28 protein-coding genes are annotated in these 24,647 nt (G+C 64.1%); 8 read left to right on the top strand and 20 right to left on the bottom strand.

Annotated elements, in window-relative coordinates:
• Window positions 1-28: 28 nt before the first annotated feature.
• The 12 genes from tolA to UP06_RS11600 form a co-directional block, all read right to left on the bottom strand.
• Window positions 29-985, bottom strand: a complete 957-nt coding sequence (tolA, locus tag UP06_RS11655) for a cell envelope integrity protein TolA (protein ID WP_045002719.1) — start codon at window positions 983-985, stop codon at window positions 29-31.
• 4 nt (window positions 986-989) lie between these two features.
• On the bottom strand, window positions 990-1,442 hold the full coding sequence (gene tolR, locus UP06_RS11650) for a protein TolR (RefSeq protein ID WP_045002717.1): 453 nt from the start codon (window positions 1,440-1,442) through the stop codon (window positions 990-992).
• A 43-nt stretch (window positions 1,443-1,485) separates the two neighbouring features.
• Window positions 1,486-2,202, bottom strand: a complete 717-nt coding sequence (gene tolQ, locus UP06_RS11645) for a protein TolQ (RefSeq protein WP_045002716.1) — start codon at window positions 2,200-2,202, stop codon at window positions 1,486-1,488.
• 400 nt (window positions 2,203-2,602) lie between these two features.
• Window positions 2,603-2,905 carry a type II toxin-antitoxin system RelE/ParE family toxin gene (locus UP06_RS11640; RefSeq protein ID WP_045002715.1) on the bottom strand — a complete coding sequence of 101 codons (303 nt, stop codon included), beginning with the start codon at window positions 2,903-2,905 and terminating at the stop codon, window positions 2,603-2,605.
• Between the two features lies 1 nt (window position 2,906).
• The gene (locus UP06_RS11635; protein ID WP_045002714.1) at window positions 2,907-3,158 is read right to left on the bottom strand and encodes a type II toxin-antitoxin system ParD family antitoxin; all 252 of its coding nucleotides are present in this window, start codon (window positions 3,156-3,158) and stop codon (window positions 2,907-2,909) included.
• Window positions 3,159-3,249: 91 nt separating this feature from the next.
• Complete coding sequence (locus UP06_RS11630) at window positions 3,250-3,960, bottom strand: SDR family NAD(P)-dependent oxidoreductase (protein WP_045002713.1); 711 nt, start codon at window positions 3,958-3,960, stop codon at window positions 3,250-3,252.
• A 43-nt stretch (window positions 3,961-4,003) separates the two neighbouring features.
• Window positions 4,004-4,768, bottom strand: coding sequence for a serine acetyltransferase domain-containing protein (locus UP06_RS11625; protein WP_045002712.1), 765 nt, complete (start codon window positions 4,766-4,768; stop codon window positions 4,004-4,006).
• Window positions 4,769-5,005: 237 nt separating this feature from the next.
• Complete coding sequence (locus tag UP06_RS11620; protein WP_045002711.1) at window positions 5,006-5,491, bottom strand: DUF2852 domain-containing protein; 486 nt, start codon at window positions 5,489-5,491, stop codon at window positions 5,006-5,008.
• Between the two features lie 120 nt (window positions 5,492-5,611).
• The gene (locus tag UP06_RS11615) at window positions 5,612-6,352 is read right to left on the bottom strand and encodes a TetR/AcrR family transcriptional regulator (protein WP_045002710.1); all 741 of its coding nucleotides are present in this window, start codon (window positions 6,350-6,352) and stop codon (window positions 5,612-5,614) included.
• 97 nt (window positions 6,353-6,449) lie between these two features.
• Window positions 6,450-6,812 carry a YciI family protein gene (locus tag UP06_RS11610; RefSeq protein WP_045002709.1) on the bottom strand — a complete coding sequence of 121 codons (363 nt, stop codon included), beginning with the start codon at window positions 6,810-6,812 and terminating at the stop codon, window positions 6,450-6,452.
• Window positions 6,813-6,869: 57 nt separating this feature from the next.
• The gene (locus UP06_RS11605; RefSeq protein ID WP_045002708.1) at window positions 6,870-7,277 is read right to left on the bottom strand and encodes a YciI family protein; all 408 of its coding nucleotides are present in this window, start codon (window positions 7,275-7,277) and stop codon (window positions 6,870-6,872) included.
• A 113-nt stretch (window positions 7,278-7,390) separates the two neighbouring features.
• Window positions 7,391-7,756 carry a nuclear transport factor 2 family protein gene (locus UP06_RS11600; RefSeq protein ID WP_045002707.1) on the bottom strand — a complete coding sequence of 122 codons (366 nt, stop codon included), beginning with the start codon at window positions 7,754-7,756 and terminating at the stop codon, window positions 7,391-7,393.
• Between the two features lie 348 nt (window positions 7,757-8,104).
• On the opposite strand from UP06_RS11600, the gene UP06_RS11595 reads away from it, so the two are divergent.
• Window positions 8,105-9,772 (top strand): methyl-accepting chemotaxis protein, encoded by a 1,668-nt coding sequence (locus UP06_RS11595; RefSeq protein ID WP_045002706.1) that lies wholly within the window; start codon window positions 8,105-8,107, stop codon window positions 9,770-9,772.
• A 181-nt stretch (window positions 9,773-9,953) separates the two neighbouring features.
• On the opposite strand, the gene UP06_RS11590 is transcribed toward UP06_RS11595, so the two are convergent.
• Entirely contained in the window at window positions 9,954-10,331 is a 378-nt protein-coding gene (locus UP06_RS11590) for a cupin domain-containing protein (protein ID WP_045002705.1), read from the bottom strand.
• 93 nt (window positions 10,332-10,424) lie between these two features.
• Between UP06_RS11590 and UP06_RS11585 the strand changes: the two genes are divergently transcribed.
• From UP06_RS11585 to UP06_RS11570, 4 genes are all read left to right on the top strand, one after another.
• Window positions 10,425-11,213: an SDR family NAD(P)-dependent oxidoreductase gene (locus tag UP06_RS11585; protein ID WP_045002704.1), complete on the top strand. Its 789-nt coding sequence runs from the start codon at window positions 10,425-10,427 to the stop codon at window positions 11,211-11,213.
• A 127-nt stretch (window positions 11,214-11,340) separates the two neighbouring features.
• The gene (locus UP06_RS11580; RefSeq protein WP_045002703.1) at window positions 11,341-11,772 is read left to right on the top strand and encodes a hypothetical protein; all 432 of its coding nucleotides are present in this window, start codon (window positions 11,341-11,343) and stop codon (window positions 11,770-11,772) included.
• A gap of 218 nt (window positions 11,773-11,990) precedes the next feature.
• Entirely contained in the window at window positions 11,991-12,374 is a 384-nt protein-coding gene (locus UP06_RS11575) for a hypothetical protein (protein WP_045002702.1), read from the top strand.
• A gap of 116 nt (window positions 12,375-12,490) precedes the next feature.
• Window positions 12,491-12,670 carry a hypothetical protein gene (locus tag UP06_RS11570; protein ID WP_156162916.1) on the top strand — a complete coding sequence of 60 codons (180 nt, stop codon included), beginning with the start codon at window positions 12,491-12,493 and terminating at the stop codon, window positions 12,668-12,670.
• Window positions 12,671-13,047: 377 nt separating this feature from the next.
• Here the strand turns inward: UP06_RS11570 and UP06_RS11565 are convergent, their stop codons facing one another.
• The 4 genes from UP06_RS11565 to UP06_RS11550 form a co-directional block, all read right to left on the bottom strand.
• Window positions 13,048-13,461, bottom strand: a complete 414-nt coding sequence (locus tag UP06_RS11565) for a VOC family protein (RefSeq protein WP_045002700.1) — start codon at window positions 13,459-13,461, stop codon at window positions 13,048-13,050.
• Between the two features lie 40 nt (window positions 13,462-13,501).
• Window positions 13,502-14,038 (bottom strand): SRPBCC family protein, encoded by a 537-nt coding sequence (locus tag UP06_RS11560; protein ID WP_045002699.1) that lies wholly within the window; start codon window positions 14,036-14,038, stop codon window positions 13,502-13,504.
• Window positions 14,039-14,144: 106 nt separating this feature from the next.
• On the bottom strand, window positions 14,145-15,446 hold the full coding sequence (locus tag UP06_RS11555) for an RNA polymerase sigma factor (protein WP_045002698.1): 1,302 nt from the start codon (window positions 15,444-15,446) through the stop codon (window positions 14,145-14,147).
• Window positions 15,443-15,811, bottom strand: coding sequence for a YciI family protein (locus UP06_RS11550; RefSeq protein WP_045002697.1), 369 nt, complete (start codon window positions 15,809-15,811; stop codon window positions 15,443-15,445). Before UP06_RS11550 ends, UP06_RS11555 begins: the two co-directional genes overlap by 4 nt.
• 144 nt (window positions 15,812-15,955) lie before the next feature.
• On the opposite strand from UP06_RS11550, the gene UP06_RS11545 reads away from it, so the two are divergent.
• Together UP06_RS11545 and UP06_RS11540 are read left to right on the top strand one after the other, a co-directional pair.
• Window positions 15,956-16,921, top strand: a complete 966-nt coding sequence (locus UP06_RS11545) for a 2-hydroxyacid dehydrogenase (protein ID WP_045002696.1) — start codon at window positions 15,956-15,958, stop codon at window positions 16,919-16,921.
• A 279-nt stretch (window positions 16,922-17,200) separates the two neighbouring features.
• On the top strand, window positions 17,201-19,168 hold the full coding sequence (locus UP06_RS11540; RefSeq protein ID WP_045002695.1) for a methyl-accepting chemotaxis protein: 1,968 nt from the start codon (window positions 17,201-17,203) through the stop codon (window positions 19,166-19,168).
• Between the two features lie 117 nt (window positions 19,169-19,285).
• Here the strand turns inward: UP06_RS11540 and UP06_RS11535 are convergent, their stop codons facing one another.
• Window positions 19,286-19,978: a TetR/AcrR family transcriptional regulator gene (locus UP06_RS11535; RefSeq protein WP_045002694.1), complete on the bottom strand. Its 693-nt coding sequence runs from the start codon at window positions 19,976-19,978 to the stop codon at window positions 19,286-19,288.
• A gap of 113 nt (window positions 19,979-20,091) precedes the next feature.
• On the opposite strand from UP06_RS11535, the gene UP06_RS11530 reads away from it, so the two are divergent.
• Window positions 20,092-20,736 carry a glutathione binding-like protein gene (locus UP06_RS11530; RefSeq protein ID WP_045002693.1) on the top strand — a complete coding sequence of 215 codons (645 nt, stop codon included), beginning with the start codon at window positions 20,092-20,094 and terminating at the stop codon, window positions 20,734-20,736.
• Between the two features lie 62 nt (window positions 20,737-20,798).
• Here the strand turns inward: UP06_RS11530 and UP06_RS11525 are convergent, their stop codons facing one another.
• Window positions 20,799-22,457, bottom strand: coding sequence for a hydantoinase B/oxoprolinase family protein (locus tag UP06_RS11525; RefSeq protein WP_045002692.1), 1,659 nt, complete (start codon window positions 22,455-22,457; stop codon window positions 20,799-20,801).
• 2 nt (window positions 22,458-22,459) lie between these two features.
• A complete protein-coding gene (locus tag UP06_RS11520) occupies window positions 22,460-24,544 on the bottom strand; it encodes a hydantoinase/oxoprolinase family protein (RefSeq protein ID WP_045002691.1) in 2,085 nt (694 codons plus the stop codon).
• Window positions 24,545-24,647: the final 103 nt, after the last annotated feature.

Here is a 24,647-nt window from a genome sequence, read left to right as displayed (position 1 = left end):
TTCATCGGAAAATTCTTTTGTTCGGATGTCACAACATATCTTTCAGACCGAAAGTCATCGGAATGGTCTTCCAGCTTTCGTATTGCTGCTTTGGCATGAAGGAATAGACCTGGCACTGCACGATGGCGCGCTTGGCGCTCTCCGCGACCGCCACCGCGATCGACCGCGACGGCCCTCTCACCGCAACGACGATGGGCTCGGACGCCAGCGATCCATCGATCTTCATGGGAATGTCGATGTCGGCCTCGTATTGATCGGCGTCCTGCCCGTTATAGGTGGGCGTGAAGCAGCGCTTCACCGCGCCCTGGAATGCACCGCGCCAGGTCGCGACGTTGTTGGCGGCCGTCCCGGTATTCGATCCGAGCGAGGCGGACGCGTTCAGCGCCGTACCAGTGAGCTCGTGCCGCGTCGGATCGCGCTTGTCGAGGTCGCGGGCAATCTGCGCGGGATCGAAGGTGCGTTCCTTGGGCTTCGGCTGCTGCTGCGGCACCGCCGCGACCTTGGGCTCCATCGGCTTCGGCGGCGGCTTCTTGGTCTCCAGCTTCTTCTGAAGCTCGGCGATCGGATCTTCCTTGGCCGGGTCAGGCTTCTTTTCCTGCGGCTTCGGCTCATCCTTCGGCTTGGCCTCGGCGACCGGCTTGGGCGGATCGGGCTTTTTCTCGACCGGCTTCTCGACGGGTTTTGGCGGCGGCTCGGGCGTCGATGTCGTCTTGATCAGCTCTTTCTTCTCGGTGACCTTGCCGACGGCGTCTTCCTCGGGCTTGGCCTCGGCGATCTTCTCGACCTTGGGCTTCGGCTCTTCCTTTTTGCCGGTCTTCTGCCCCGCCATCATCTTCGCGAGTTGATCAGAGGAGATGATGTCGATCGGAAGCGACTCCTCCGCCGGTACGAAGGCCCTGCTGCTAAAGGTGAACAGCCCCCATCCAAGCACGAGGACGTGGAGGATAATCGACGCAACGAGTGTCTTGTCGACGTTCACCTTCACCGGTCTAGGACCCCTGATCCGCTTCCGTGACGAGCGCCAGCTTCTTGAATCCTGCACCCGACAGGAGGCCCATTACCTTGGCCACCGTGCCGTAATCCGCCTTCTTGTCGGCACGCAGATAGATGCGCTCCTCGAGCCCGCCGCGCGCATCCGTGATCGCCTTCAGCTTCGGGATCAGTTCGTTGATCGCGATCTCGGTGTCGTTGATGAACACCTTGCCCTTGATGTCGACCGACATCTGGATCGGCTTCTGGTCGTTCGTCTCAAGGCTCTTGGCCTGGGTCTGCGGCAGGTCGAGCGGCACCCCGACCGTGAGCAGCGGCGCCGACACCATGAAGATGATGAGCAGCACCAGCATCACGTCGACCATCGGCGTGACGTTGATCTCGGCCATGACCGGCTTGCGCCGGCTGCGACGGCCGCCGCCTCCGGACGAACTGGCTGCGTTCATGCCCATGGTCTGGTGCCCAAATGTACCGTCACACTATACATGCCGTCCGTCAGCCCCGCTCGTCGATCTGACGCGACAGGATGGCTGAAAATTCATCGGCAAAGCCTTCGAGCCGCTGGGCCTGCCGGTTCACCTCGGAAGTGAACTTATTATAGAAAATAGTGGCAGGAATGGCGGCGATAAGGCCGACAGCGGTCGCAAACAGCGCTTCCGCGATGCCCGGCGCCACGACTGCCAGGGAGGTATTTTTCGACGCCGCGATCGACTGAAAGCTCGACATGATGCCCCAGACCGTGCCGAACAGGCCGACAAAGGGGCCGGCGGAGCCGACGGTCGCGAGCACCAGCAGCCGGCGTTCCAGCCGCTCGACCTCGCGCGAGATCGAAACGTTCATCACCTTGTCGATGCGCATTTGCAGGCCCGCCATCGAACGGGCCTGGCTCTCGAAGGAGCGCTTCCACTCGCGCATTGCCGCCACGAAGCAGGCCGCCATGGAATGCGTCGGCTTGGCCGAGAGCGTGCGATAGAGGTCCTCGATCGACTCGCCGGACCAGAACGCCTGCTCGAAGCGATCCATCGAGCGGCGTGTGCGGGCAAACAGGAAGATCTTGTCGATGGCGATCGCCCAGACCCAGACCGAGCAGGACAGAAGTCCCAGCATCACCGCTTTCACGATCCAGTGAGCCTGCCAGAACAGCGCGATCAGCGACACGTCGGCGGAGGCGGCAACCGGAAGGGCGGATTGAGCCACATCGGCCAGATTCATCAGCAGTATCCTCTCAAGGCGATCGTTACCTAATGTCTCCAGCTAGCCAAATGGCTGCCGGTTCCCCAACAGCCGCGCTAGAACCGGCGCGGCCGGCAAGCCCGCTCAAAGCCTGGTCTTTTTTGGGTGCAGGGCTGGTCCAAAGCCGGCCGCCTGCATTCCCTGCCAAGATGTCAAAACTAAGGGCCTCGACCCAGGCTCTGGGCGCGATTGTCCACCCGTACCAGAGCCCGGCGATGGTTAATGCTGGGTTACCGGGGCTGCATTTGGCTGCGGGAAAGGGTGGTAGCGCAGCGAGATGGGACTCGCCAAGTGCCGGGCGCCCCGGAGACGGCGGCAGTTCCGTACACCGCCTCCGCTATGGCGGATATAGTCGCTCATCCGGGCTAGGGCCCCAGCATCACTCGTCGGCCAGATCCACTTCGCCCAAGTCGCGTGCGGCATCGACAACCCGATTAACCTGCACCCCGTCAAGGATGATACGATAGAGCACCAGCCAGCGGGCGATGACCAGCATTCGCGCTTCTGGGGCGATATCTGGCCGAGCCGGCCCGGATTGCGGGAACATAGACAGCTGGCCGAGACGCGCCTCAATGCGATCGATCCAGTAGTCGGCTGTCTCTGCCCCCTTGTCGGCGGCGATGTGGAACCAGATTTCGAGGAGGTCGCGTTCAGCGATCTTGGAAAGCCGAACCTCTCCCAACTTACTTATCCAATGCCTTTAGAAGCTCGCGCCCCTTGGCTTTGATGCTGGCGAAGTCCGCGGGGCCTGCGTCACCGCCGGCTTCGCCCTCGGCCCAAGCCCTGCGCAGATAGGCAAGGCGAGCTTCGTCGGTCTGTTCCATGATCCGCAAAGCTTCGCGCACGACCTCGCTCGCCGAGGTGTAGCGGCCGCTTTCAACCTTTGCCTTGACGAACTCATGCAGTTCGTCGGTCAGCGAGACGTTCATGTTCATGGTCGGCGCCTTTCCTGAGACATTATGGAAGTGGCAACAAACTTTGGCAATCTCTGCCGGGCCGGACGCATGACGCGGTAGGCGCCCTGCCTCACCACTTCTCCTTCGACGTCCGCACGTCGAGCTCGAACGACCAGGCACGTTCGGGCTGGCGGTAGAGGAAGGCGAAGGCATCGACGATGCCTTCGATGCTGATCAGGCTGTCCTCGCGGCCGGCTGCATCGGGAAAGCGCGAAAAGATCTTGTCGCCGGCGATGGCGCCGTCGACCACGACATGGGCGACGTGGATGCCGTCGGGCGCGTATTCCTTGGCCATCGCCTGCGCCAGCGTGCGCAGGCCGGCTTTAGACGAGTTGAACGCGCCGTAGCCGGAGCGGCCGCGCAGCGAGGCGCTGGCGCCGGTGAAAAGAAGCGTGCCGGCCTTCTTCGGCACCATGCGACGCACCGCCTCGCGGCCGAACAGGAAGCCGCCGAAGCAGACCACGCGCCAGGCGGTCTCGAAATAGTCGGCCTCCATCTCGATGATTTTTCCCGGCGTGTTGTTGCCGGCGTTGTAGACGGCGAGATCGAGGGTTTCGCCCGCGGCGTCGAACAGAGCAGCGATGTCGCTCTCCTTTGTCGCGTCGGCGACGAAGGGAACAGCAACACCACCCGCTTTCTTGATGTCATCCACAACCGTCTTTAGGGCGGACAGCGTCCGGCCCGCGACGATCACCTTGAGCCTCTCGCCCGCAAAGCGTTTGCAGAGCTGGGCCCCGAGCCCGCGCTCCGGGCCGACGCCGATCACGATTGCCGTCTTCATTGCACGTCTCCGAAGATTGAAAGCTGACGATCTGATGGATGGCTCAGGCCGAGGCAGGCTCGGGGCAATTGGTCAGTCGCGCGGGATTGCCGACTGCGGTGCAGCCGCCGGGCACGTCTGATGTCACGACCGTGCCTGCGCCGATCTTGGCAAAGTCACCGACCGTAATATCACCGAGAATGGTCGCACCGGCGCCGATGTAGACGCCGCGGCCGATGCGCGGCGAGCGCGTCGGCAGCTCACCGTTCCGGCCGATGCTGACATTCTGGAGGATGGTGACCTCGTCGCCGATCACCACATTGGCGCCGATCACGATGCCGGTGGCGTGATCGAGATAGACCGACGATCCGATGTGTGCGGCGGGATGAATGCTGACTTGCAACGCATTCGACGATTCGTTCTGAAACAGCAGCGCCGCATCGCGATGATCGCTATGCCAGAGCCAGTTCGAGACGCGCCAGGCTTGCAGCGCGACATAGCCCTTGTAATGCAGCAGCGGCGGCAACAAGGCGGTGATGGCGGGATCGCGCAGCCCTATAGACCGCAAATCGCTGCCAGCCGCTTCGATCAAATCCGGCTGGCTGCGAAAGGCATCGCGAGAAAAGGCTGCGAAGCGCTCTTGCCCGACCGCGCTGCCGCCGAGCCGTCGCCCGATCAGGTCGGCCAGTGCAGCGGCAAAACCGTCATGGGCCAGAATGGCGCCGGCAACGGCCTTGCCGAACACGGGATCTGCGTCCGCCGCGCGCTGCGCCTCGTCGCGGATCGCCTGCCAGAGGCCATCGCTCGCCATGATCGCAGCTTCCGCCATCGCCGCCCCCGATCCGTTCGCGTCTGCACCAGGAGATATAGGCGGTCCCCATCAAGGCGCCAGTCGGCCACCGGCACAGGTCCAAGCCCGGGCATGACGATCTGTCGTTTGCGTGGAGCGAATAAGAAAGACGAGCTCCAAAAACCGAACCGCCCGCTTGCGGGGTGCGCAAGCGGGCGGCTCGGGGCCATCAGGGCTTTGGGGGCATGTACCTGAAGGCTTTGAGAGGTGTCCAGATCAGCTTTGCGGCTGGTCGGTCGGCGGCGGGGTCGGACGCGTCTTGTGCTGTGCCATGAACTGGTCGAACTCTTCCTTGTCCTTGGCGTGACGCAGACGGTCGAGGAAGTTCTTGAACTCGACCTGCTCCTCCTCGAGCCGCTGCAACGTCTCAGTGCGGTACTCGTCGAAGGCGCGGTTGCCGGAGGTCGGCGGGCCGAAGCCAAAGCCGAAGCCGCGGCGCTCCATGCGGCCGCGCATGCGGTCCATCTTGTACTGCATCCGCTCCATCTTGTTCTGCCAGCGATCCTGGTGACTCCAGCAACCCATTTTTCTGCTCCCGAGTGTGAAAAAGAGAAGGGCAAGTCCGATCGGCCACCAGATGATGAAGCCGAGGATGGTCACGGCGATCCAGCCGGGATGCCACGGCGTATCGAGCATGTGGGGGCGCTCGTAGTTTTGGTCCGAAGGGCCGCGCCAGCGATTGACATCAGCGGTGTAGGCCATTTCCCTCTCCATGACGGCATCAGCGCCGTTGTGAATGTAAATAACATTTACATAGCTAGACCATCCCGCGATTTTGTCAAGCCGACCGCCTGACAGGGTCGCGGAATTATTTGCGCAATTTTATTTCGGTTTGCCCCAGGGGCCACCGGGAGGCACGCCGGAACCGGAGGGAGCCTCCGGCGGCACCGGCGGCGGCTCGGCACTTTTCGCCGGCGGCCGGCGATCGGTCGGGAAGCCGAGCCCGCGCAGATAGATCAGCACCTCGGCTTCGAGCAGCTCATCCGGTGACATCGGCAGCTTTCGCCGCGCAGCATCGCCGCGCGAGAACAGCGAGGCCACGCCATGTGCCATCGACCAGATGTGCAGCGCCATCATCATCGCCGGCGGCCGCGGCGCGCCGGGCGGAGCGAGCGCCGCAAGCCGCTCGGCGGCTGCGCGAATGATGTTGAAGGCGCGTTCGCTGGCGGCCTGGAGCGCGGGATTGGCATCGACCGGGAGGCCCGACTCGAACATCGCGTTATAGAAAGCGGGCTCCTCGCGGGCGAAGGCGAGATAGGCCCGGCCGACGCGCTCGAACGCCGTGACGGTGTCGGGGCGCCCATCGTCCCAGGCCGCGGTCAGCCGCGCCTCGAACTGCTCGAAACCGCGCTGCGCGATCGAGGACAGCAGCTCGTCGCGATCGCGAAAATGCCGATACGGCGCCGCCGCGCTGACGCCGGCCATGCGCGCGGCATCGGCAAAGGTAAAGCCGGCCGCGCCCTTCTCGGCGATCAGCCCGAGGGCGGCCTGCAACAGGGCTTCCTTCAGATTGCCGTGGTGATAGCCGCGCTCGGCGCGGCGCTCTTCCTTGCGCCAGCTCATGTGAACGGCTTTTACATGAGCCGGGCGTGAAGGTCACTAGCACGGGGCGGATTTGATGAATCCGTATTTCCCGCAGGCCGGAGCGGCGGCTGAAGCCCTAGCCGCCCGGGATCGGCAGCACCGGCATGATCTCGACGCGTTCGCCGGGGAAGATCGCGAAGTGCGGGTGGTTCTCGAACATCTTCGCGGCGGCCTCGTGGGACGCGGCGCGGACCACGGTGAAGGCGCCCATCTCATTGGCGATGTCGGTGACGCCGTTCCCGTCGACCTTCTTGGTCTTGCCGAGCGGGCCGCCCATGGCCTGGAGCGCGCTTTGGTGCTTCTCGACCCAGGCCTTCCAGGCGGCGATGCCCTCCAGTTCCTTGGCCTTGCGCTCGGCCTCGGACATCGCATTCCACGCGGCCATCTTCGGGCTCGTCTTGCTGCCGAGGAAAACGGCGAGATAGGTGTCGGTGCTCATCGGTTCTCTCCCTGTGTTGACGGATTGACGAAAGCCGCGAGGCCGCGGCCGCGTTTGCTATTTCTTCTTCAGGTCACCAAAGCCGGCGGCAGCCGCCTGCACCTCCGGCGAAAAGTCGGCCATTTCCTGCACCTGGCGGATCTCGATCAATTCATTGGGCGAACCCGGGCACTTCTTGGCCCAGGCGATCGCCTCCGCACGCGAGGCGACCTCGATCATCCAATAGCCGCCCAGGACTTCCTTGGATTCAGCGAAAGGGCCGTCGGTCACAACAGGCGCACCGGTCGCGAACGAAACGCGCGCGCCCGTTGACGGCGGATGCAGACCGTCCAGCGTGATCAGCACGCCGGCGTCCTTCAGCGCCTCGTTGTAGCGCATCATCGCGGCGACGCGTTCGGGGTCGAGTTGCACATCCGCCGGCGCGGTCTCGTAACCGAGCGGGATCATCAGCATCATGAATCGCATGGGAGTCTCTTGTTGCTATGAAGGTCTGGATCTTTGCTCGCCTATAAGACGAACGGCCTTTTACAGAACCGACATGGGCATGAAAATTATTCTGGAGGTTATTGCGCCGGCCGCTAGCGCGGCTGCGGCACGAACTGGCCGTCCTGGAAGGCGGCGCCGAAATAGACCTCGATGCGGCGAACCTTGCCGGCGGTGAAGGTGAATAACTCGGTGTTGCGAAAGCTCCTGCCATCTCTTGCCAGGCAACGATAGGTCACGAAGGCCTCGTCACCGGCGACAAAGATGCGCTCGATGTCGTGGCGCGCGATCCAGCCGGTGTCCCTCCAGCAGCGTTCGAAATAGGTCGCCTTGTCGAGGTCGTCGTCGAACGGGCTGGTGAAGCGGAACTCGTCGGCCAGCGCGTCGCTGACCTGCTGCCGGTCGTTGGCGAGATAGGCGGCGAAGAGGTTTCGAATAACGCACTCGTGGTCATCGGACATCGCGTGTTTCCCTGCACATCACTCCAGTGGAAGACGATGCATGCATGATCGCGCCGACAATTTGTCGCAGTGATCAGTCGTGGAACACGAAAATATTTCGAAACGCCGGCCGTAGAATTACGGAGCGCATCGGTGTCTCCCTGTGACTGCCGCCATGCTTATGGGGCCAGAAGGCTTTTGAATTGAACAACATCGGCCGCGGCACGTTGCGCCGCGGAAAATACGCGCCTTCGTGCAAGGGTTTACAGTTGCTCAACGAGCCTATGCAATTTTTTTCAGGAAGGCGCGAGACGGAACGATTCTCCGTTTCGCTCTCGATTCTCTCGGTCATACTGCGCGGGGCTCCACGTGTTCAATTTCAGCAGCAAGACAAAGATCCAACACGCGCTCGCGGAAGTCGCGGCGATCGATCGCTCGCAGGCGGTGATCGAATTCAATCTCGACGGCACCATCGTCGATGCCAATGCGAACTTCCTCGCAGCGATCGGCTATTCGCTCGATGAGATCCGGGGCAAGCATCACAGCATGTTCGTCGCTGCCGAAGAGCGCCAGAGCGCCGGCTATCGCGACTTCTGGGCGCGCCTCAACCGCGGCGAATATCAGGCCGCGCAATACAAGCGCTACGGCAAGGGCGGCAAGGAGATCTGGATCCAGGCGTCCTACAATCCCCTGCGCGACGGGAGCGGCAAGGTCGCCGGTGTCATCAAGTTCGCCACCGACATCACCGCGCAGAAGATCAGCAACATGGAGGATTCCGGCAAGATCGCTGCGATCAGCCGCGCGCAGGCCGTGATCGAATTCAACATGGACGGCACCATCGTCACCGCCAACGAGAATTTCCTGAAGGCGATGGGCTATTCGCTCGACGAGATCAAGGGCAAGCACCACAGCATGTTCGTGACCCCGGAGGACCGCGCCAGCGCAGCCTATGCAGAATTCTGGGCGCGGCTCAACCGCGGCGAGTTCGAGGCCGCCGAATACAAGCGGCTCGGCAAGGGAGCCAGGGAAATCTGGATTCTGGCGACCTACAACCCGATCCTCGACGAGGTCGGCAAGCCGTTCAAGGTGGTGAAGTTCGCGACCGACGTCACCGCGCAGAAGCTGAAGGCGGCCGACAATGACGGCCAGCTCGCCGCGATCCAGAAGTCGCAGGCCGTGATCGAGTTCAACATGGACGGCACGATCCGCATCGCCAACCCAAATTTCCTGAACGCGATGGGCTATACGTTGGCCGAGATCAAGGGCCAGCACCACAGCACGTTCGTCGAGCCGAGCGAGAAGAATTCGCCCGCCTACCGGCAGTTCTGGGACACCCTCAATCGCGGCGAATACCAGGCCGCCGAATACAAGCGGATCGCCAAGGGCGGCCGCGAGATCTGGATCCAGGCCTCCTACAACCCGATCCTCGACCTCAACGGCAAGCCCTACAAGGTGGTGAAATATGCCACCGACATCACCGCGCAGGCGATCGGACGCAAGAAGGCCGAGAACGCGCGCGGGCTGATCGAGGCGGTCGCGGCCGGCAGTGAGGAGATGAGCGCGTCAATCCGCGAGATCTCCGAGACCATGGCGAAGTCGCGCGAGAACTCCAAGGTCGCGACCTCCAGGGTCGAGGCCGCCGACGGCCAGGCGCAGAAACTGAATGCGGCCGCACAGGCCATGAGCGGCATCGTCGAGATGATCGCGGGCATCACCGGACAGATCAACCTCCTGGCGCTGAACGCCACGATCGAATCGGCGCGCGCGGGCGAAGCCGGCCGCGGCTTTGCGGTGGTCGCCTCCGAGGTGAAGAACCTCGCCAGTCAGGCCAAGCATGCGACCGACACGATCTCGTCGGAAATCAACGCGCTCAACACCGTCGCCGGTGACGTCGTCGGCTCACTCACCGCGATCAAGGCAGCAATCGCCGGCGTCAACGAGTTCATCGCCTCCACCGCCGCCGCGGTCGAGGAACAGAGCATCGTGACGGCGGACATGTCCGCCAACATGCAGCGGGCTTCGGCGGAGCTCTCCTAGACTCACGAACGACGACTATCCCCGTCATCCTGAGGCGCTCACACTGCAAAGCAGTGTGGGCCTCGAAGGATGAATCGGCCGAGATGCAGCCGGGCCGTCGCCCTTCGAGGCTCGCCCCGCGTCGCTTTGCGCCGCAGAACTCGCACCTCAGGGTGACGGTTCTCGATATTGCTGCCCGTCCCTACCGCTCCCATCGCCGCGTCGCCTCACTCGCTCCCTCCGGCAACGCCTCAAAGACCGGCGAGGCCAGCACGGCATGGACGTGCAGCGTGGTCGTGCCCGAATTACGAAAACCGTGCTTGCGGCCGGCGGGAACCAGCAGGGACTGGCCGGCCGTCACTGTGATGCGCTCGGCCTCGATCCACATCTCGGCCTCGCCCGCGCGCACGGTCAGCACCTCCTCGACCGGATGACTGTGCGTCGGCGCCCCGGCGCCGGGCGCGACCCATTGCTCGAAGATGCAGAGCGCGGTGGCGCCGTTGCGCGCGGATGTCAGCATCCGGGCCGTCACACCCGGCCGCCATTCCTCGAGCGGGATCGCACTGGGATCGATGGGCATGGCCAGAGGCCCTTTCTTGCCGGGACGAAAGCGAAGTAAAAGGGGCCGGCGCTCGCGCGCGACCGACCTTTCGCACACAGGACAGATTAGCAAATGCCGCAGGCCACGCAAAAAGTCGCCCTCGTCACCGGTGCCGCTCGCGGCATCGGGCTTGCGACCGCGAAAAAATTCCTGGCCGAAGGCTGGCGCGTGGCGCTGCTCGACATCGAGGGCGAGCTGCTCGGCCGCGCGCGCGCCGAGATCGGCCAGGATGATGCGACGCTGGCGCTGACCTGCGACGTCTCGGACAGCACCGCGGTCGGCGCGGCGATGGCGGCGATCGAGCGGCGGTTCGGCCGGCTCGATGCGCTGGTCAACAATGCCGGCATTGCCGTGTTCGCGCCGCTGATGGAGACATCGGAGGCCGACTGGCGCCGCGTGCTCGAGGTCAACCTCACGGGTCCGTTCCTCTGCACCAGGGCGGCGGTGCCGTTGATGCGCGATGGCAATGGCGGCGCCATCGTCAACATCACCTCGATCTCGGCCGTGCGGGCCTCGACGCTCCGCTCGGCCTACGGCACCAGCAAGGCGGGCTTAGCGCATCTCACCAAGCAGCTGGCGGTCGAGCTTGCCTCTCTCAACATCCGCGTCAACGCGGTGGCGCCGGGGCCGGTCGACACCGCCATGGCGAAGCAAGTGCACACGCCGGAGATCCGCGCCGATTATCACGACGCCATCCCGCTGAACCGCTACGGCCTCGAAGAGGAACTCGCCGAAGCGATCTACTTCCTGTGCTCAGGAAGCGCGAGCTACATCACCGGTCAAATTTTGGCCGTCGATGGCGGCTTCGATGCGGCGGGTATCGGTCTGCCGACGCTGCGCGGGCAACGGCGGAACGGGTAGGCACAGGATTTGTAGGGTGGGCAAAGGCGCGAAGCGCCGTGCCCACCACATTCTCCCGATTTGCGGTCCCATTGGTGGGCACGCTACGCTTTGCCCACCCTACGACGTCGAATGTGCGGAGAGTCCGATGCAACGCGTTGCTTTTGTCTGGGCCCTCGCAGCGGCCCTGCTCGCCTCCGCACCCGCTTCCGCCGAGATCCGCATCATCCAGAGCCCCGGTGGCCAGGTCGGACCGTTCCTCGATCTGTTCGAGAAGGTGCGCGAGAGCGGCGAGCGCGTGGTGATCGACGGTCCCTGCCTGTCCGCCTGCACGCTGGTGCTGAGCATCGTGCCGGGCGAGCGCATCTGCGTCACCAGGCGCGCCGTGCTCGGATTTCATGCCGCGCGTTCGGTCGATCGGCGCGGACGTTTCTATGCCGAACCCGAGGCATCCGAAGCCGTGCTGCAAGCCTATCCCGGCCCGGTGCGCGACTGGATCAGCCGCCGCGGCGGCCTGACCACGCGGTTGCTGCTGCTCAAAGGGCGGGAACTCGCAGCGATCTATCCCCGTTGCCGATGATGCAGCGATTCGCGGGACGCGCCACCGTCCGCCGCACGTCCAGACCTGAATGGACGCGGCCTTTGTCCGAAGATTGGGCAAAGTGCCGCTCGCAGTCGACAAATCCGCTTATCTGCTTCGCAAGCCCCGCCCAATTTACGCGGTTTCCAACTCTTCCCGACCATCTATGATGGTCCTGCTTTTTTGAGATCAATCATTATCAAAACGGGTCGCACGCCATGCAGCCCATCGATTTTCGCTACCGCCTGTCGGATCAGGGGCGCATCGTTCTCGGCTCGCTCAGTTCCGAAGAGACTCTCGAATTCGAAGTGCTGTCCCGGCGCGACCGCGAGGGCCTGATCGATCTGCCGTCCGAGCTTCGGCTGCTCGAGCTCTATGTGAAATATGGCAAATCCTGCACGGAGGTTCCGCTCGCGCCGTTAGAACCTGCTGACGATCCGTTAGAACCTGCGTACGAGCCCTGGGAACCTGTCTATGAGGAGAGTGAGCCGCTGCAATCGCAAAAGCTCCCGCTGCGGTCATCACGACAGCACGCCTATGTTGTTCCCATGGTCATCGTGATGAGCGTGAGCTTCATGCTGATTGCAATGCTGATCAGCTAACAAATAAGACGCTGCGCCGAAAAAATGCCACGGCATCTGTGAAGCGCGTCACACTAAAGCCAAGGTAGACTGGCATACCCTTGCATCAAGCGACACCGATGTCCGCGGAGGTATTCATGACCATCATCAGCACCGACGGACACGCTGATTCACAAGTCCAATCGTCGCTCTTCCGGAGAGCGAGCGAACAGGCCTTCACCCTGACGTTCCTGGTCGCGAGCGCAGTCGCAACTGTCGGCTGGCTCTACGTGCTCGGCCAGGGAGCCGTCACCGTCACGAGTTGGCTATTCTTCTAAGAGAAGAGGGTTTGGATCACCGGCGCGAGCTTCATGCTCGCGCAGATGAGCATTCCCCAAAGAGCAAAATTGATTTGTAGCGCCGCCGCCATCGGTCGCTCCCTTCCAAGTCACGTCCACCCTAGTTTGTAGCTTTTGTGAAATACAATTAGCGATTCTGTGGCAAATTTTACAGCCTAATATTTCGCCAATTGTTGTGCGACGCGATCTGCTCCACAAGGCATAGTTGCGCCGTTGTATACAGCAAGCCCGCATTCAATCACCGACGAAGCGGTTCCATCAACGCGTGCAGTGGCGACGTGATCACGGTGTTTCGCGACGCGCTCTCTCCGAAATGAGGCGAGAGGGCGTCGCGACTCAACACTTTAGACCCGCTGTTACATTCCTTCTGCCGGGCAGTTCACCATCCAGGGAATGCCGAACTTGTCGACGCACATGCCAAAGCCCTTGGCCCAGAAGGTCTTGCCGAAGGGCATGTTGACAGTGCCGCCGTCGGCGAGCGCGTTGAACTTGCGTTCGCCCTCCGCAGGGTCCGCAACCGTCAGCGAGATCGAGAAGCCCTGCGGCTTGTTGAAGTGATCGGGCGGCGCGTCAGAGGCCATCAGCACGCTGCCGCCGGGCAGCGACATCCGCGCATGCATGATCATCTTCTCGCGGCCTGGCGAGGGCTGCATGTCCGGCGGCCCCTCGGAGGCACGCAGCATCATCTCGATCTTGCCGCCGAGAACCTTGGCGTAGAAGTTGAACGCCGCTTCGCAAGTGTCCTGATAGAACAGATAGGGATTGAGCATCGTTTCTCTCCTTCTTGTTTCCTTGGGGCAGTGAGGCTCGTTACTTCTCGGTGAGCTTCTTCAGGCTGGTAAGGCCGGCCTCAAAATCCTTGCCGATCATGCTGTCCATGTTCATGAAGACCTGCATCAGCTTGGACATGAACGGAGCCGGACCATACATCGCCCATGTGACCAGTGTGGCATCGCCTTGCGGCACAAAGGTGAACTCGGCGGTGTTGTGACCTTCGAACGGCCGCTCGAAATCGAGCTTGATGCGCAGCTTCGACGGCGTGCTCGCCTCGAGGATCTCCATATGGCCGGCGCCGACATTGTTGTTGCCGTCCCAGGCATAGGTCGCGCCCTTGCCTTGCGCGGTTCCGCCAAAAGTTCGCTTCATGGCGGGGTCGCGGCCCTCATAGGGCGACCAACTGGTCCAGAAGTGGAAATCGGCAACCACAGGATAGATCGCATCGGCCGGCGCTTTCACCGCGAGCGAGCGCTCGACGCGGAAGGTGTCGGGCTTGGTGAGGGCGAAGGCCAGGATACCCGCGATCCCGACCGCGAGCACGATAGCGATGATGGCAATGGCTTTCAGCATGATGGCTCCCTGGATATGGGCCTAGGACGAAGCGGAAGGACGGGAGCCGACAATTCAGGATGAATAATTTCGTCGTCGGGCCATGCGGCGGGGATGGTGTGGAGCTCTATTTCGCCTTGGCGCCCTGCTTCGCGCCGCCATTCGTCGCCTTCGGCTGGCTGTCGCGGATCAGGCGATCAATGTGCATGCGGATGTGGGCCGCTTCCGCCGAGGTATTGGCGAGCGCGATGGCACGGTCGAAGGCGACCCGGGCTTCGTCGTTGCGGCCGAGCTGCATCAGGAAGGCGCCGCGCACGCCGTAGAAATGAAAGTAGTTGGCAAGTTTTGGCGCCAGCGGCTCGATCAGGTCGAGCGCGGCTTGCGGCCCGCGCACCTTGGACACCGCGACCGCGCGATTGAGCGTCACCACCGGCGAAGGCTGCACCAGTTCGAGTGCGCCATAGAGCAGATCGATCTGCGCCCAGTCGGTTTCTGCCGGCGTCGCCGCGCGCGCATGCAGCGCGGCGATCGCAGCCTGGATCTGGTAAGGCCCGCTGCGGTGATGACGCATCGCCTTGTCGATCAGCGCCAGACCCTCCGCGATCATGTTGCCGTTCCACAGCGAGCGGTTCTGGTCATCCAGCAGGATGAGCGAGCCGTCCTCGGCGAAGCGCGCCGCGCTGCGCGCATGCTGCAACAGCAGCAGCGCTGCCAGCCCCATGATCTCGGGCTCGCTCTGGAACAGCCGCAGCAACAGCCGCGCCAGCCGGATCGCCTCCTCGCACAACGGCTTGCGCAACTCGGCGGTGTCGCCGCTGGCCGAATAGCCCTCGTTGAAGATCAAATAGATCATCGCGGCGACGCCGGCGAGCCGCTCGGAACGCTCGACCGCGCCGGGCGTCTCGAACGGCACACCGGCGTCCGCGACCTTCGCCTTGGCGCGGGTGATGCGCTGCTCCATTGCCGCGTCCGAGACCAGGAAGGCACGCGCGATCTGCTTCACCGTCAGGCCGGAGACGATGCGCAGGGCGAGTGCGATCTGCTGTGTCGCCGGCAATTGCGGATGGCAGCAGATGAACATCAGCCGCAAAATGTCGTCGCGATAGTGCGAGCCGTCGAGCCGCTCGGCGAGCGCGCCCTCGGCATCGTCGAGATCGGAGATCGCCTGGTCGTCCTCCGGCAGCGGCTGCTGCTTGCGGGTGCGGCGCACCTCGTCGATGGCGACGTTGCGGCCGACCATGATCAGCCACGCCGCGGGATCGCGCGGCGGCCCGTTCTGCGGCCAGGTTTTGAGCGCACGCAAGGACGCGTTCTGGAACGCCTCCTCGGCGGTATCGAGATCGCGGAAATAGCGAAGCAGCGCGCCGACCGCCTGAGGTCGCGCCGAAGTCAGCGCGGTCTCGATCCAGCCGGTATCGGCTTCGCTCACGTCAGATTCCCTCCGGGCCTGAACACGCCCACCGGGCGCACCTCATAGGCACCGCCGGGATTGGCCGCGCCGAGGTCGCGCGCGACGTCGAGGGCTTCGTCGAGATTCTTGCAGTCCACGATGTAGAAGCCGAGCAACTGCTCCTTGGTCTCAGCATAGGGGCCGTCGAGCACCAGCGGCGGGTCTTCCTTGCGCAGCGTCGCCGCCGCCGTGGTCGGCAACAGCCGCGCCACCGGGCCGAGCCGGCCCTGCTGTGTGAGCTTCTCCTGCACCACGGCGAGCTTCTTCATCACGGCCTCGTCCTGGTCCTTGCTCCAGGAGCCGACGAAGTCCTCATCGTGATAGCAAAGGATCGCATAAAGCATGGGCAGCACCTTCCCTGACCTCTTGTTTTGAAGACGATCCAATATGCCCCGCCCCGACAGGACTGCGGAAAAAAATTGCAAGAAAAATCCGGCAGATCGTGCCAAGGAGGGCCTCCAATAGCGGAACCCGACGAGGCACTTCGAATGAGCAAAGGCACACTGGCCGTCCTGATCAACAGCACGCAGCAGAACTGGCTGCCGGAGCGCTGGAAGGCCCGGTTCGACGCGGTCTGCGGCGGCCGCCGCGTGGTACTGCTCCCCAATGCCGGGCTCGATCCGACGGAGGTGCACTATGCCGCGGTGTGGAAGCCGGTGCCCGGTGACCTCAAGGTATTCCCGAACCTGCGCGCGATCTTCAATCTCGGCGCTGGCGTCGATGCGCTGATGGCGGACAACAGCCTGCCCGACGTACCGCTGGTGCGCGTCGCCGTGCCCGATCTGACCAACCGCATGACCGAATATGTCGTGCTGCACGTCTTGATGCACCACCGCCAGGAATTCTATCTGCGGCAGTCGCAGCGCGAGAAGCGCTGGGAGCCGACATATCAGTGGCCGGCGAGTGCAGTCACGGTCGGCATGATGGGGCTTGGAACGCTCGGCGCGGATGCGGCCGATGTGCTGCGTCGCCTCGGCTTCCGCGTCGTTGGCTGGAGCCGCAGCCCGCGCACGATCGACGGCGTCGAATGCTTCCATGGCGCCGCCGGGATGGACGCCTTCCTCCGCGCGACCGACATCCTCGTCAGCCTGTTGCCGCTGACGCCGGACACGCACGGCATCCTCAACCGCGGCGTCTTCACAAAGCTCAACCGCAAGGGCCCGTTCGGCGCGCCCGTGCTGATCAATGCCGGCCGCGGCGGCCTCCAGAACGAGGCCGATATCCTGGCCTGCCTCGACGACGGCACGCTCGGCGCCGTCTCGCTCGACGTCTTCGTGCAGGAGCCGCAGCCAAAGGACAGCCGGTTCTGGACCCATCCCAAGGTGCTGCTGACCCCGCACAACGCCGCCGACACCGACGCGGATGCGATCTCGGCTTATGTGGCCGAGCAGATCGCCCGGTTCGAGGCGGGCGGCACGCTGGACAACGTGGTGGACCGGACGCGGGGGTATTAGACCTCGCTAGCTCTACACACTCCGTGTCGTCCCGGCGAAGGCCGGGACCCATAACCACAGGGTGTAGTTTGGCGGAGGATCGCAGTTCGGTACTGCGAGCGATCACCATCGATAAATTCCGCGGTATGGGTCCCGGCCTTCGCCGGGACGACACCTTTGTTTTGGCCAATAGTTCGAGCCGCACAACCGCCAATCACCCCCCAGATCCCGCCCCGTTCACCCTCTCTTAGCGAGAAGTTGATAGGCGTTGTTAACCAACGCTCAAAGAACGAGTCGGAGATGCGCGCGACGCTCGGCCTCAGGATGCGAATCACGGTTGCGCTGGCGGTGACGGCGGCCGCGACCGCGCTGATTGCCGTGCTGGGCGCGATGTGGATCATCGCGGGGATCATCGACCGCGCCGACCAGCGCGAGCTGCGCAGCCATTACGACGCCCTGCAATCACGCATCGCCGAGGAATCCCGCCGCGCCGCCGCAATGAGCGCCGTGGTCGCGGCCATGCCGGCGGCGCAGGAGGCGATGGCGAAGCAGGATCGCGAGGCGCTGATGCGCCTGTTCGGGCCCGTGTTTGCCGCCACCAAGTCGGAGTACGGTGTCGACCAGTTCCAGTTCCACATCCCGCCGGCGACGTCCTTCTTGCGCGTGCACCAGGCGGCGAAATTCGGCGACGACCTCTCGAGCTTTCGCAAGACCGTCGTGGTCGCCAACCAGGAGCGCAAGGTCGTGGTCGGCCTCGAAGGCGGGTTGGCCGGGCTCGGTATCCGCGGTGTGGCGCCGATCGCGCAAGGCGACAAGCATCTCGGCAGCGTCGAGTTCGGCCTGACCTTCGGCCAGCCCTTCCTCGACGACTTCAAGGCCAGCCGTCATGTCGACATTGCCTTCCAGCTTTTCGACGGCAGTGGCTTCAAGCTGTTCGGCGGCACGCTGAAGGGCAAGAGCTTCTTCGATGAGGCCGATTACGGCCGCGCCGCCGAGGGCAGCTTCACGGTGAAGCAGGCCAGGCTCGACGGCGCGCCGGTCGCCGCGCTGCTCGGGCCGATCAAGGACTTTTCCGGCAAGCCGCTCGGCGCGGTCGAGCTGGTGATGGACAATGCCGACTATGAGGCGTCCGCCGACCGCGCCTGGTGGCTTTCGATCGGGATCGCCGCGCTCGGGCTGATCATGGCGGCAATCGTCGGCTATCTCATCGCTCGCAGCATCTCGCGCCCGATCTTGTCCCTTACATCCGTCATGCGCGAACTCGCGGACGGCAACCTCGACGTCGCCGTTCCCGTGAGCCAAGCGAATGACGAGGTCGGCGCGATGGTGAAGGCGGTCGCGGTGTTCCGCGACAATGCGCAAAACTTCAGCAAGCTCCAGGCCGAGCAGCTGGAGGCCAAGGCGCAGTCCGAAGCGGAGAAGCGGCGCGCCTTTGCGGCACTCGCCGACAATTTCGAAGCGAGCATCCGCGACGTCGTCACCACGGTGTCGTCCGCCGCAGTCGAGATGGAGCACACCGCGCGCTCGATGTCAGCCATCGTCGAGCAGTCGCGGCAGCAGACGCGCACAGTGTCATCGGCCTCGGCGCTGGCTTCGGAAAACGTGCAGACGGTGGCAGCCGCGGCCGAGGAGCTGTCGTCCTCGATGACCGAGATCAGCCGAAGGCTCGCGCATGCGACCGAGGTGGTGGGCAAGGCCGCGAGCGACGGGCGGCAGTCGAATGCACGCGTGCAGAGCCTGGCCGACGCAGCGCAAAAAATCGGCGACGTCGTCTCCTTCATCAACGGCATCGCGGGGCAGACCAATCTGCTGGCGCTGAATGCGACGATCGAGGCGGCCCGCGCCGGCGAGGCCGGCCGCGGCTTTGCTGTGGTGGCCTCAGAGGTGAAGGCGCTGGCGACGCAGACCGCGAAGGCGACGGAGGAAATCGGCGCGCAGGTGACGGCGGTGCAAGGCGAGACGACCGGCGCAGTCGAAGGCATCCAGTCGATCTGCGCAACGATCCAGCAAGTCGACGAAATCTCGGCCGCGATCGCGGCGGCCGTCGGCCAGCAGGGCACGGCCACGCAGGAGATCGCGCAGAACGTCCAGCAGGCGGCCGCGCGTACGGGCGAAGTCTCGCAAAACATCTCCGGCGTCACCGCGGGCATTGCGGCTACGGGCACGGCGGCGGAAGAAGTGCTGGGTTCTGCGGTCGAGCTGTCCAAGCAGTCGCAGCGGCTGCGCGATGAGGTGGACCGTTTCCTCGCGCATATTCGCGCGGCATAGGTAGCGAGGCTAGCGCCTCATTCTCGGTGTCGTCCCGGCGCAGGCCCATACCGCGTGATCCATCGATGGCGCGCGGTGCAAGTCAAGCCGAACGCTTAACTGAGAATCTTCGCCAAACTACTCCCTGTGGTTATGGATCCCGGCCTTCGCCGGGACGACAGCGGGGTTACCCTTCGCCCCCACCATCACATCGATCGCCCCCTTCACGATCGCCTCCAGCTCCTTGCGCGGCACACGCGCGCGGGAGCGGATCGCGATGGTGTGGATGGTGGCGGAGGCGAGTTGCGCCAGCACTGCGGGATCGGCGCTCTCCGGCAGCTCGCCCTTCTCCTTGGCGCGGCGGAAGCAGCTGGCAAAAGCCTTGTCGAGCTCTGAGAGACCTTCGAGCACCATCGCACGAATGTCGGGATCGCCGACCGCTTCGGACGCCGCGGTGACGACCGTGAAGCAGCCGCGCGGGCCGGTTTCGCCGGAGAGGTAGATGTTCAGCGCGCAAGCATAGATGCGCGCGAGCCGCTCGCGCACCGGCATCTCCTCGCGGAAGATTGCAACCATCGAGGCGCGCGCATCTTCGCGGTAGCGCTGATAGCTCTTGATGTAGAGCTCGCGCTTGTCGCCGAAGGCGCCATAGAGGCTCGGCCGGTTCATGCCGGTGGCTTCGCTGAGATCGTCGAGCGAGGTCGCGGCAAAACCCTGCTTGCGAAACAGATCGAGCGCCTTGCCGAGTGCGACGTCGGGCTCATAGGCGCGCGGACGGCCGCGGCGCTTCGGCTGGTTGGCAGCAGCTGGCGGTTTCAATTTTTGTACCATTTCGCAAATTAATCCTTGACCACCCGCATACTATGCAAGATGGTACAAAAATCAATCTGGCCAGGTTGAGCGACACTCAGGACACCCAGAGGAATTGCCCAAGGAGGCCAAACATGGATCTTTATTTCTCACCGCTCGCCTGTTCGATGGCGACGCGCGTCGCGCTGTATGAAGCCGGTGCCGAGGCGAATTATCTCGAAGTCGATCCGCCGACCAAGAAAGTGCTCAACGACGGCTCTGACTTCCGCGCCGTCAACCCGATCGGCCTGGTGCCGACGCTGCGCACCGACGAGGGCGTGGTGCTGACCGAGAATGCGGCGATCCTGCAATATGTCGCCGACCGCTTTCCGCAATCCGGGCTCGGCGCGGCAGCGGGCATCGATCGCACGCGCTTACATCAATGGCTCTGCTTCATCGGCACCGAGCTGCACAAGGGCCTGTTCGTGCCCGTGCTCGACCGCAAGGCGCCGCAGGAGGTCAAGGCCTACGTGCTGGAGAAGAACCTGTCGCGGCTCGACTATCTCGACAACTATCTCAAGGGCCGCGACTTCCTGCTCGACCATTTCAGCGTTGCCGATGCCTATCTCGTCACGGTCATCAACTGGACCATGGCAACACCGCCGATCGAGCTCGCGAAATGGCCGAATCTGAAGGCCTATTACGAGCGGCTGCGCCAACGGCCCTCGGTGGCCAAGGCGATCGCAGAAGAGTTCGAGCTGTACAAGGCCGAGCAGGCGCGGAAGAAGGCGGCGGCGTAAGCCATTACACGGTCAAGATGTCGTCCCGGCTCACGAAGCCAGGGCGACATTCTGGCGGTTGGTCAGCGCGCACGTCCGTACATCGCGGCCGCATTGTCTGAAGACACCAGCCCACTCTCCACGTCGTCGTTGACAGCCGCGCGGTCACGTTCCCTGGGATCGCCGATACCGGCGCCGCCGGGCGTCATCACCACCAGACGGTCGTCCGGCGGCACCTGTTGAAAGCCTTTGCCGCGCAGCTTCTTTCCGGACTTCAGGCCGACATAGCCGGCCTCGCCGTTCCGGCCGCCGTCGCGTCCGCGCGGCGGATGATCGATGCGGTCGAACGCCGCCAAAATGTCGAACGGCGCATCGACGCCGCTGCCGACCTCGATGATCTGGCCGAGACCGCCGCGGGTGCGCCCTGCTCCGCCGGAATCCGGACGCAGCTCCTTACGCCAGAAGATCAGCGGCGTCTGCGTTTCCGCGATCTCGACCGGCGTGCCGCGCACGCCGCTGGGATAGGCGGTCGCCGACAGCCCATCCTTCGCAAAGCGCGCGCCGGTGCCGCCATTGGAGGTCACCGCCATCGAGAACCCGTAATTGCCACCGGCGCCCGAGCGCGTCTGGCCGCGCACGTTGAGATTCCACAGGCAGGACGTGCCTTCCGCCGGCACACGCTCCGGAATGATCTGGCGCAGGCAGCCGAACACGACGTCGGGCAGCATCTGGCCGACGATGTGACGCGACGCCACCGGCGCCGGCTTCGGCGCATTGAGGATCGCGCCCGAAGGGGCCGACACCGTCAGCGGCGACAGCGAGCCGGCATTGTTCGGGATCTGCGAAGCAACGACACAGCCGAGGCCGAACACGGTGTAGGCCGTGGTGTAGGACAAGGGCACGTTGATGCCGAACTTCGAGGCGGCCGAGGTGCCGTCGAAGTCGACGTGAATGCCCGTATCCGAAATCGTCAGCGTCGCGGCCAGCGTCACCGGCGCATCATAGCCATCGACGACCATGGAGTTGCGCCAGCTTCCCTTCGGCAGCTTTGCGATCTCGGCCAGCACCGCCTCGCGCGAGCGGTCACAGATGTAATCGCCGAGCGTATCGAGCGTGTCGATCTCGAACTCGGTCATCATCTCGACCAGGCGCTCGCAGCCGACGTCATTGCAGCCGGCGAGCGAATAGGTGTCGCCCTCGGTGTCGATCGGCAGCCGGGTGTTGGTGCGGATCATTGCCATCAGCGTCTCGTTGACGACGCCCTGGTCGATCAGCTTCAGCATGGGGATGTAGAGCCCCTCCATGAACACGTCGGTGGCATCAGGCCCGAAGCCGATGCCGCCGATGTCCATCAGATGGCTGGTGCAGGAGAACAGCGCGACCGGCTTGCCGTCCTTGAAGCAGGGCGTGGTGACGACGAAATCGTTGAGATGGCCGGTACCCATCCAGGGATCGTTGGTGATGTAGGCATCGCCCTCCTTCATCGTCTCGATCGGAAAATGCGCGATGAAGAGCTTGACCGATTCCGCCATCGAGTTGACGTGGCCGGGCGTGCCCGTCACCGCCTGCGCCAGCATCCGGCCCTTGAGGTCGAACACGCCGGCGGAGAGGTCGCCGCATTCGCGCACAATCGGGCTGAAGGCGGTGCGCAACAGCACCTGCGCCTGCTCCTCGACCACGGCGATCAGCCGGTGCCACATGATCTGGAGGTCGATCAGGCTCGCGCCGCTTGCCTTGCTCATGATCAGGCCGCCTTCCGTTCCATGACGATGCTGCCGGCACCGTCGATATGGGCATCAAAACTGTTGGAGACGAAAGTAGACGTCTCGTCCTCGGCGATCACGGCGGGGCCGGCGATGGTCGCGCCCGGCGCCATGTCCTCGCGGCGATAGAGCGGGATCTCGATCACCTCGCCCGCGCGGCCGTCGAAAAACTTTCGGCTGCCGGATGCCTTGGCCGCAGGCTTGCGCGTGACGGCCGCGACGACAGACGGATTGCGCGCGTCCGTCGTGGCGAGCACCGACCAACTCAGGACTTCGACTGCAGCGCCCGGAATGGCGCGCTCGAACATCGCGGAGTAGTCCGCCTCGAACTGCTGGCGCAGGCCGGCGAGATCAGCCGTCGTCAGCCGCCGGTTCGGCAGCTCGATTGAGATCTCATGGCCCTGGCCGACATAGCGCATGAAGGCGGCGCGACGCTCGCGCACCGGTGCACCGGCGGCACCGGGCTCGACCAGCGCACGGGCCTCGGTCGCCATCTCCTGAAGCAGGTCGGAGACGGCATCGGTATCGAAATCGTCGAGCCGGACGTGACGGCTGCGCACCAGCTCATAGGCGATGGGAGCCGCGAGGAATCCCACGGCCGAGCCGACACCGGCATTCGACGGCACGATCACCCGAGAGACGCCGATCTTCTCGGCAACACGCGCCGCATGCAGCGGTGCCGCGCCACCGAACGCGATCAGCGTATGCTGGCCGACCACGGCACCGCGCTCGACCGCATGCACGCGCGCGGCACTCGCCATGTTCTCGCAGACGACCTCATGCACGGCATAGGCCGCGGTTTCTGCCGACAGGCCCAGCGGCTCGCCGACGGCACGCAGCAGCGCTTGTTTTGAAAGCTCCGGGTCGAGCTTGATCGTACCACCCGCAAAGTCATCGGGATCGATCATGCCGAGGGCAACGTCAGCATCGGTCACGGCTGGCCGCAGGCCGCCGCGGCCATAGCAGGCAGGACCCGGCTCGGACGAAGCACTCTCGGGGCCGACGGTAACGCGCTTCATCGCATCGACATGCGCGATCGAACCGCCGCCGGCGCCGATCTCGACCATCTCGATCACGGGAATGCGGACCGGCAGGCCGGAGCCTTTCAGGAAGCGCGCCGCGCGATCGACCTCGAACACGCGCGAGGTCTCGGGCTGATATTTTTCGATCAGGCAGATCTTGGCCGTGGTGCCGCCCATGTCGAACGAAAGAACCTTGCTCTCGCCGAGACGCGCCGCGATCTGCGCTGCGAAAATGGCGCCGCCAGCCGGACCGGATTCGACGAGGCGCACCGGAAAGCGCCGCGCGGTCTCGATCGAGGTGACGCCGCCGCCGGAGGTGACGAGATAGATCGCGCCGCGATACTGCTCGACCTGCAAGGCATCGGCCATGCGGGCGAGATAGCCGTCGATCAGCGGCTGCACATAGGCGTTGGCGACTGCGGTCGACGTGCGCTCATATTCGCGGATCTCAGGACACACGGCCGAGGACACCGTCACGGAGATGCCGGGCATCTCCTCACTGATGATCGCGGCCGCGCGCCGCTCATGCTCGGGATTGGCGTAGGAATGCAGGAAGGCGATCGCGACGCTCTCGACCTTCAGCGCATGCAATTTCGGCGCGAGTGCGCGCACCGCGGCTTCGTCGAGCGCGAGGCGGACGGCGCCGTGCGCGTCGATGCGCTCGGGCACGGTGAAGCGCAGATTGCGCGGCGCCAGCGGCCTCGGCTTGTCGATGGTGAGGTCGTATTGGTCGTAGCGGCTCTCGGTACCGATATCGAGCACATCGCGGAATCCGTCGGTCGCAATCAGCGCCGTTTTCGCGCCGCGCCGCTCGATGATGGCGTTGGTCGCGAGCGTGGTGCCGTGAATGAAGACGTCGATGTCGCTGATATGGGCGCGCACATCGGCGAGGATGAGACGCATCCCATCCAGCACCGCTTCTTCGGGCCGCGCCGGCGTCGTCAGCAGCTTGCGCGTCTTGCGCACCTCACCCATGTCCAGCACGATATCCGTGAACGTGCCGCCGATATCGACGGCAAGCCGTACCTCGGCTCCCTCAAGCATTCCAAAACTCTCCGTGCTGATCGTCAAATTGCGCAAAAACCGCAGCAATTTTCATACCAGCGACAGCGCCGATGGTGAAGCGCGTGGCACCTATGCGGTAGAG

Source organism: Bradyrhizobium sp. LTSP857, assembly GCF_000938285.1.
Classification (GTDB): domain Bacteria; phylum Pseudomonadota; class Alphaproteobacteria; order Rhizobiales; family Xanthobacteraceae; genus Bradyrhizobium.
Note: the sequence above shows the minus strand (reverse complement) of the source record. Positions and strands in the feature narration are given on the sequence as shown.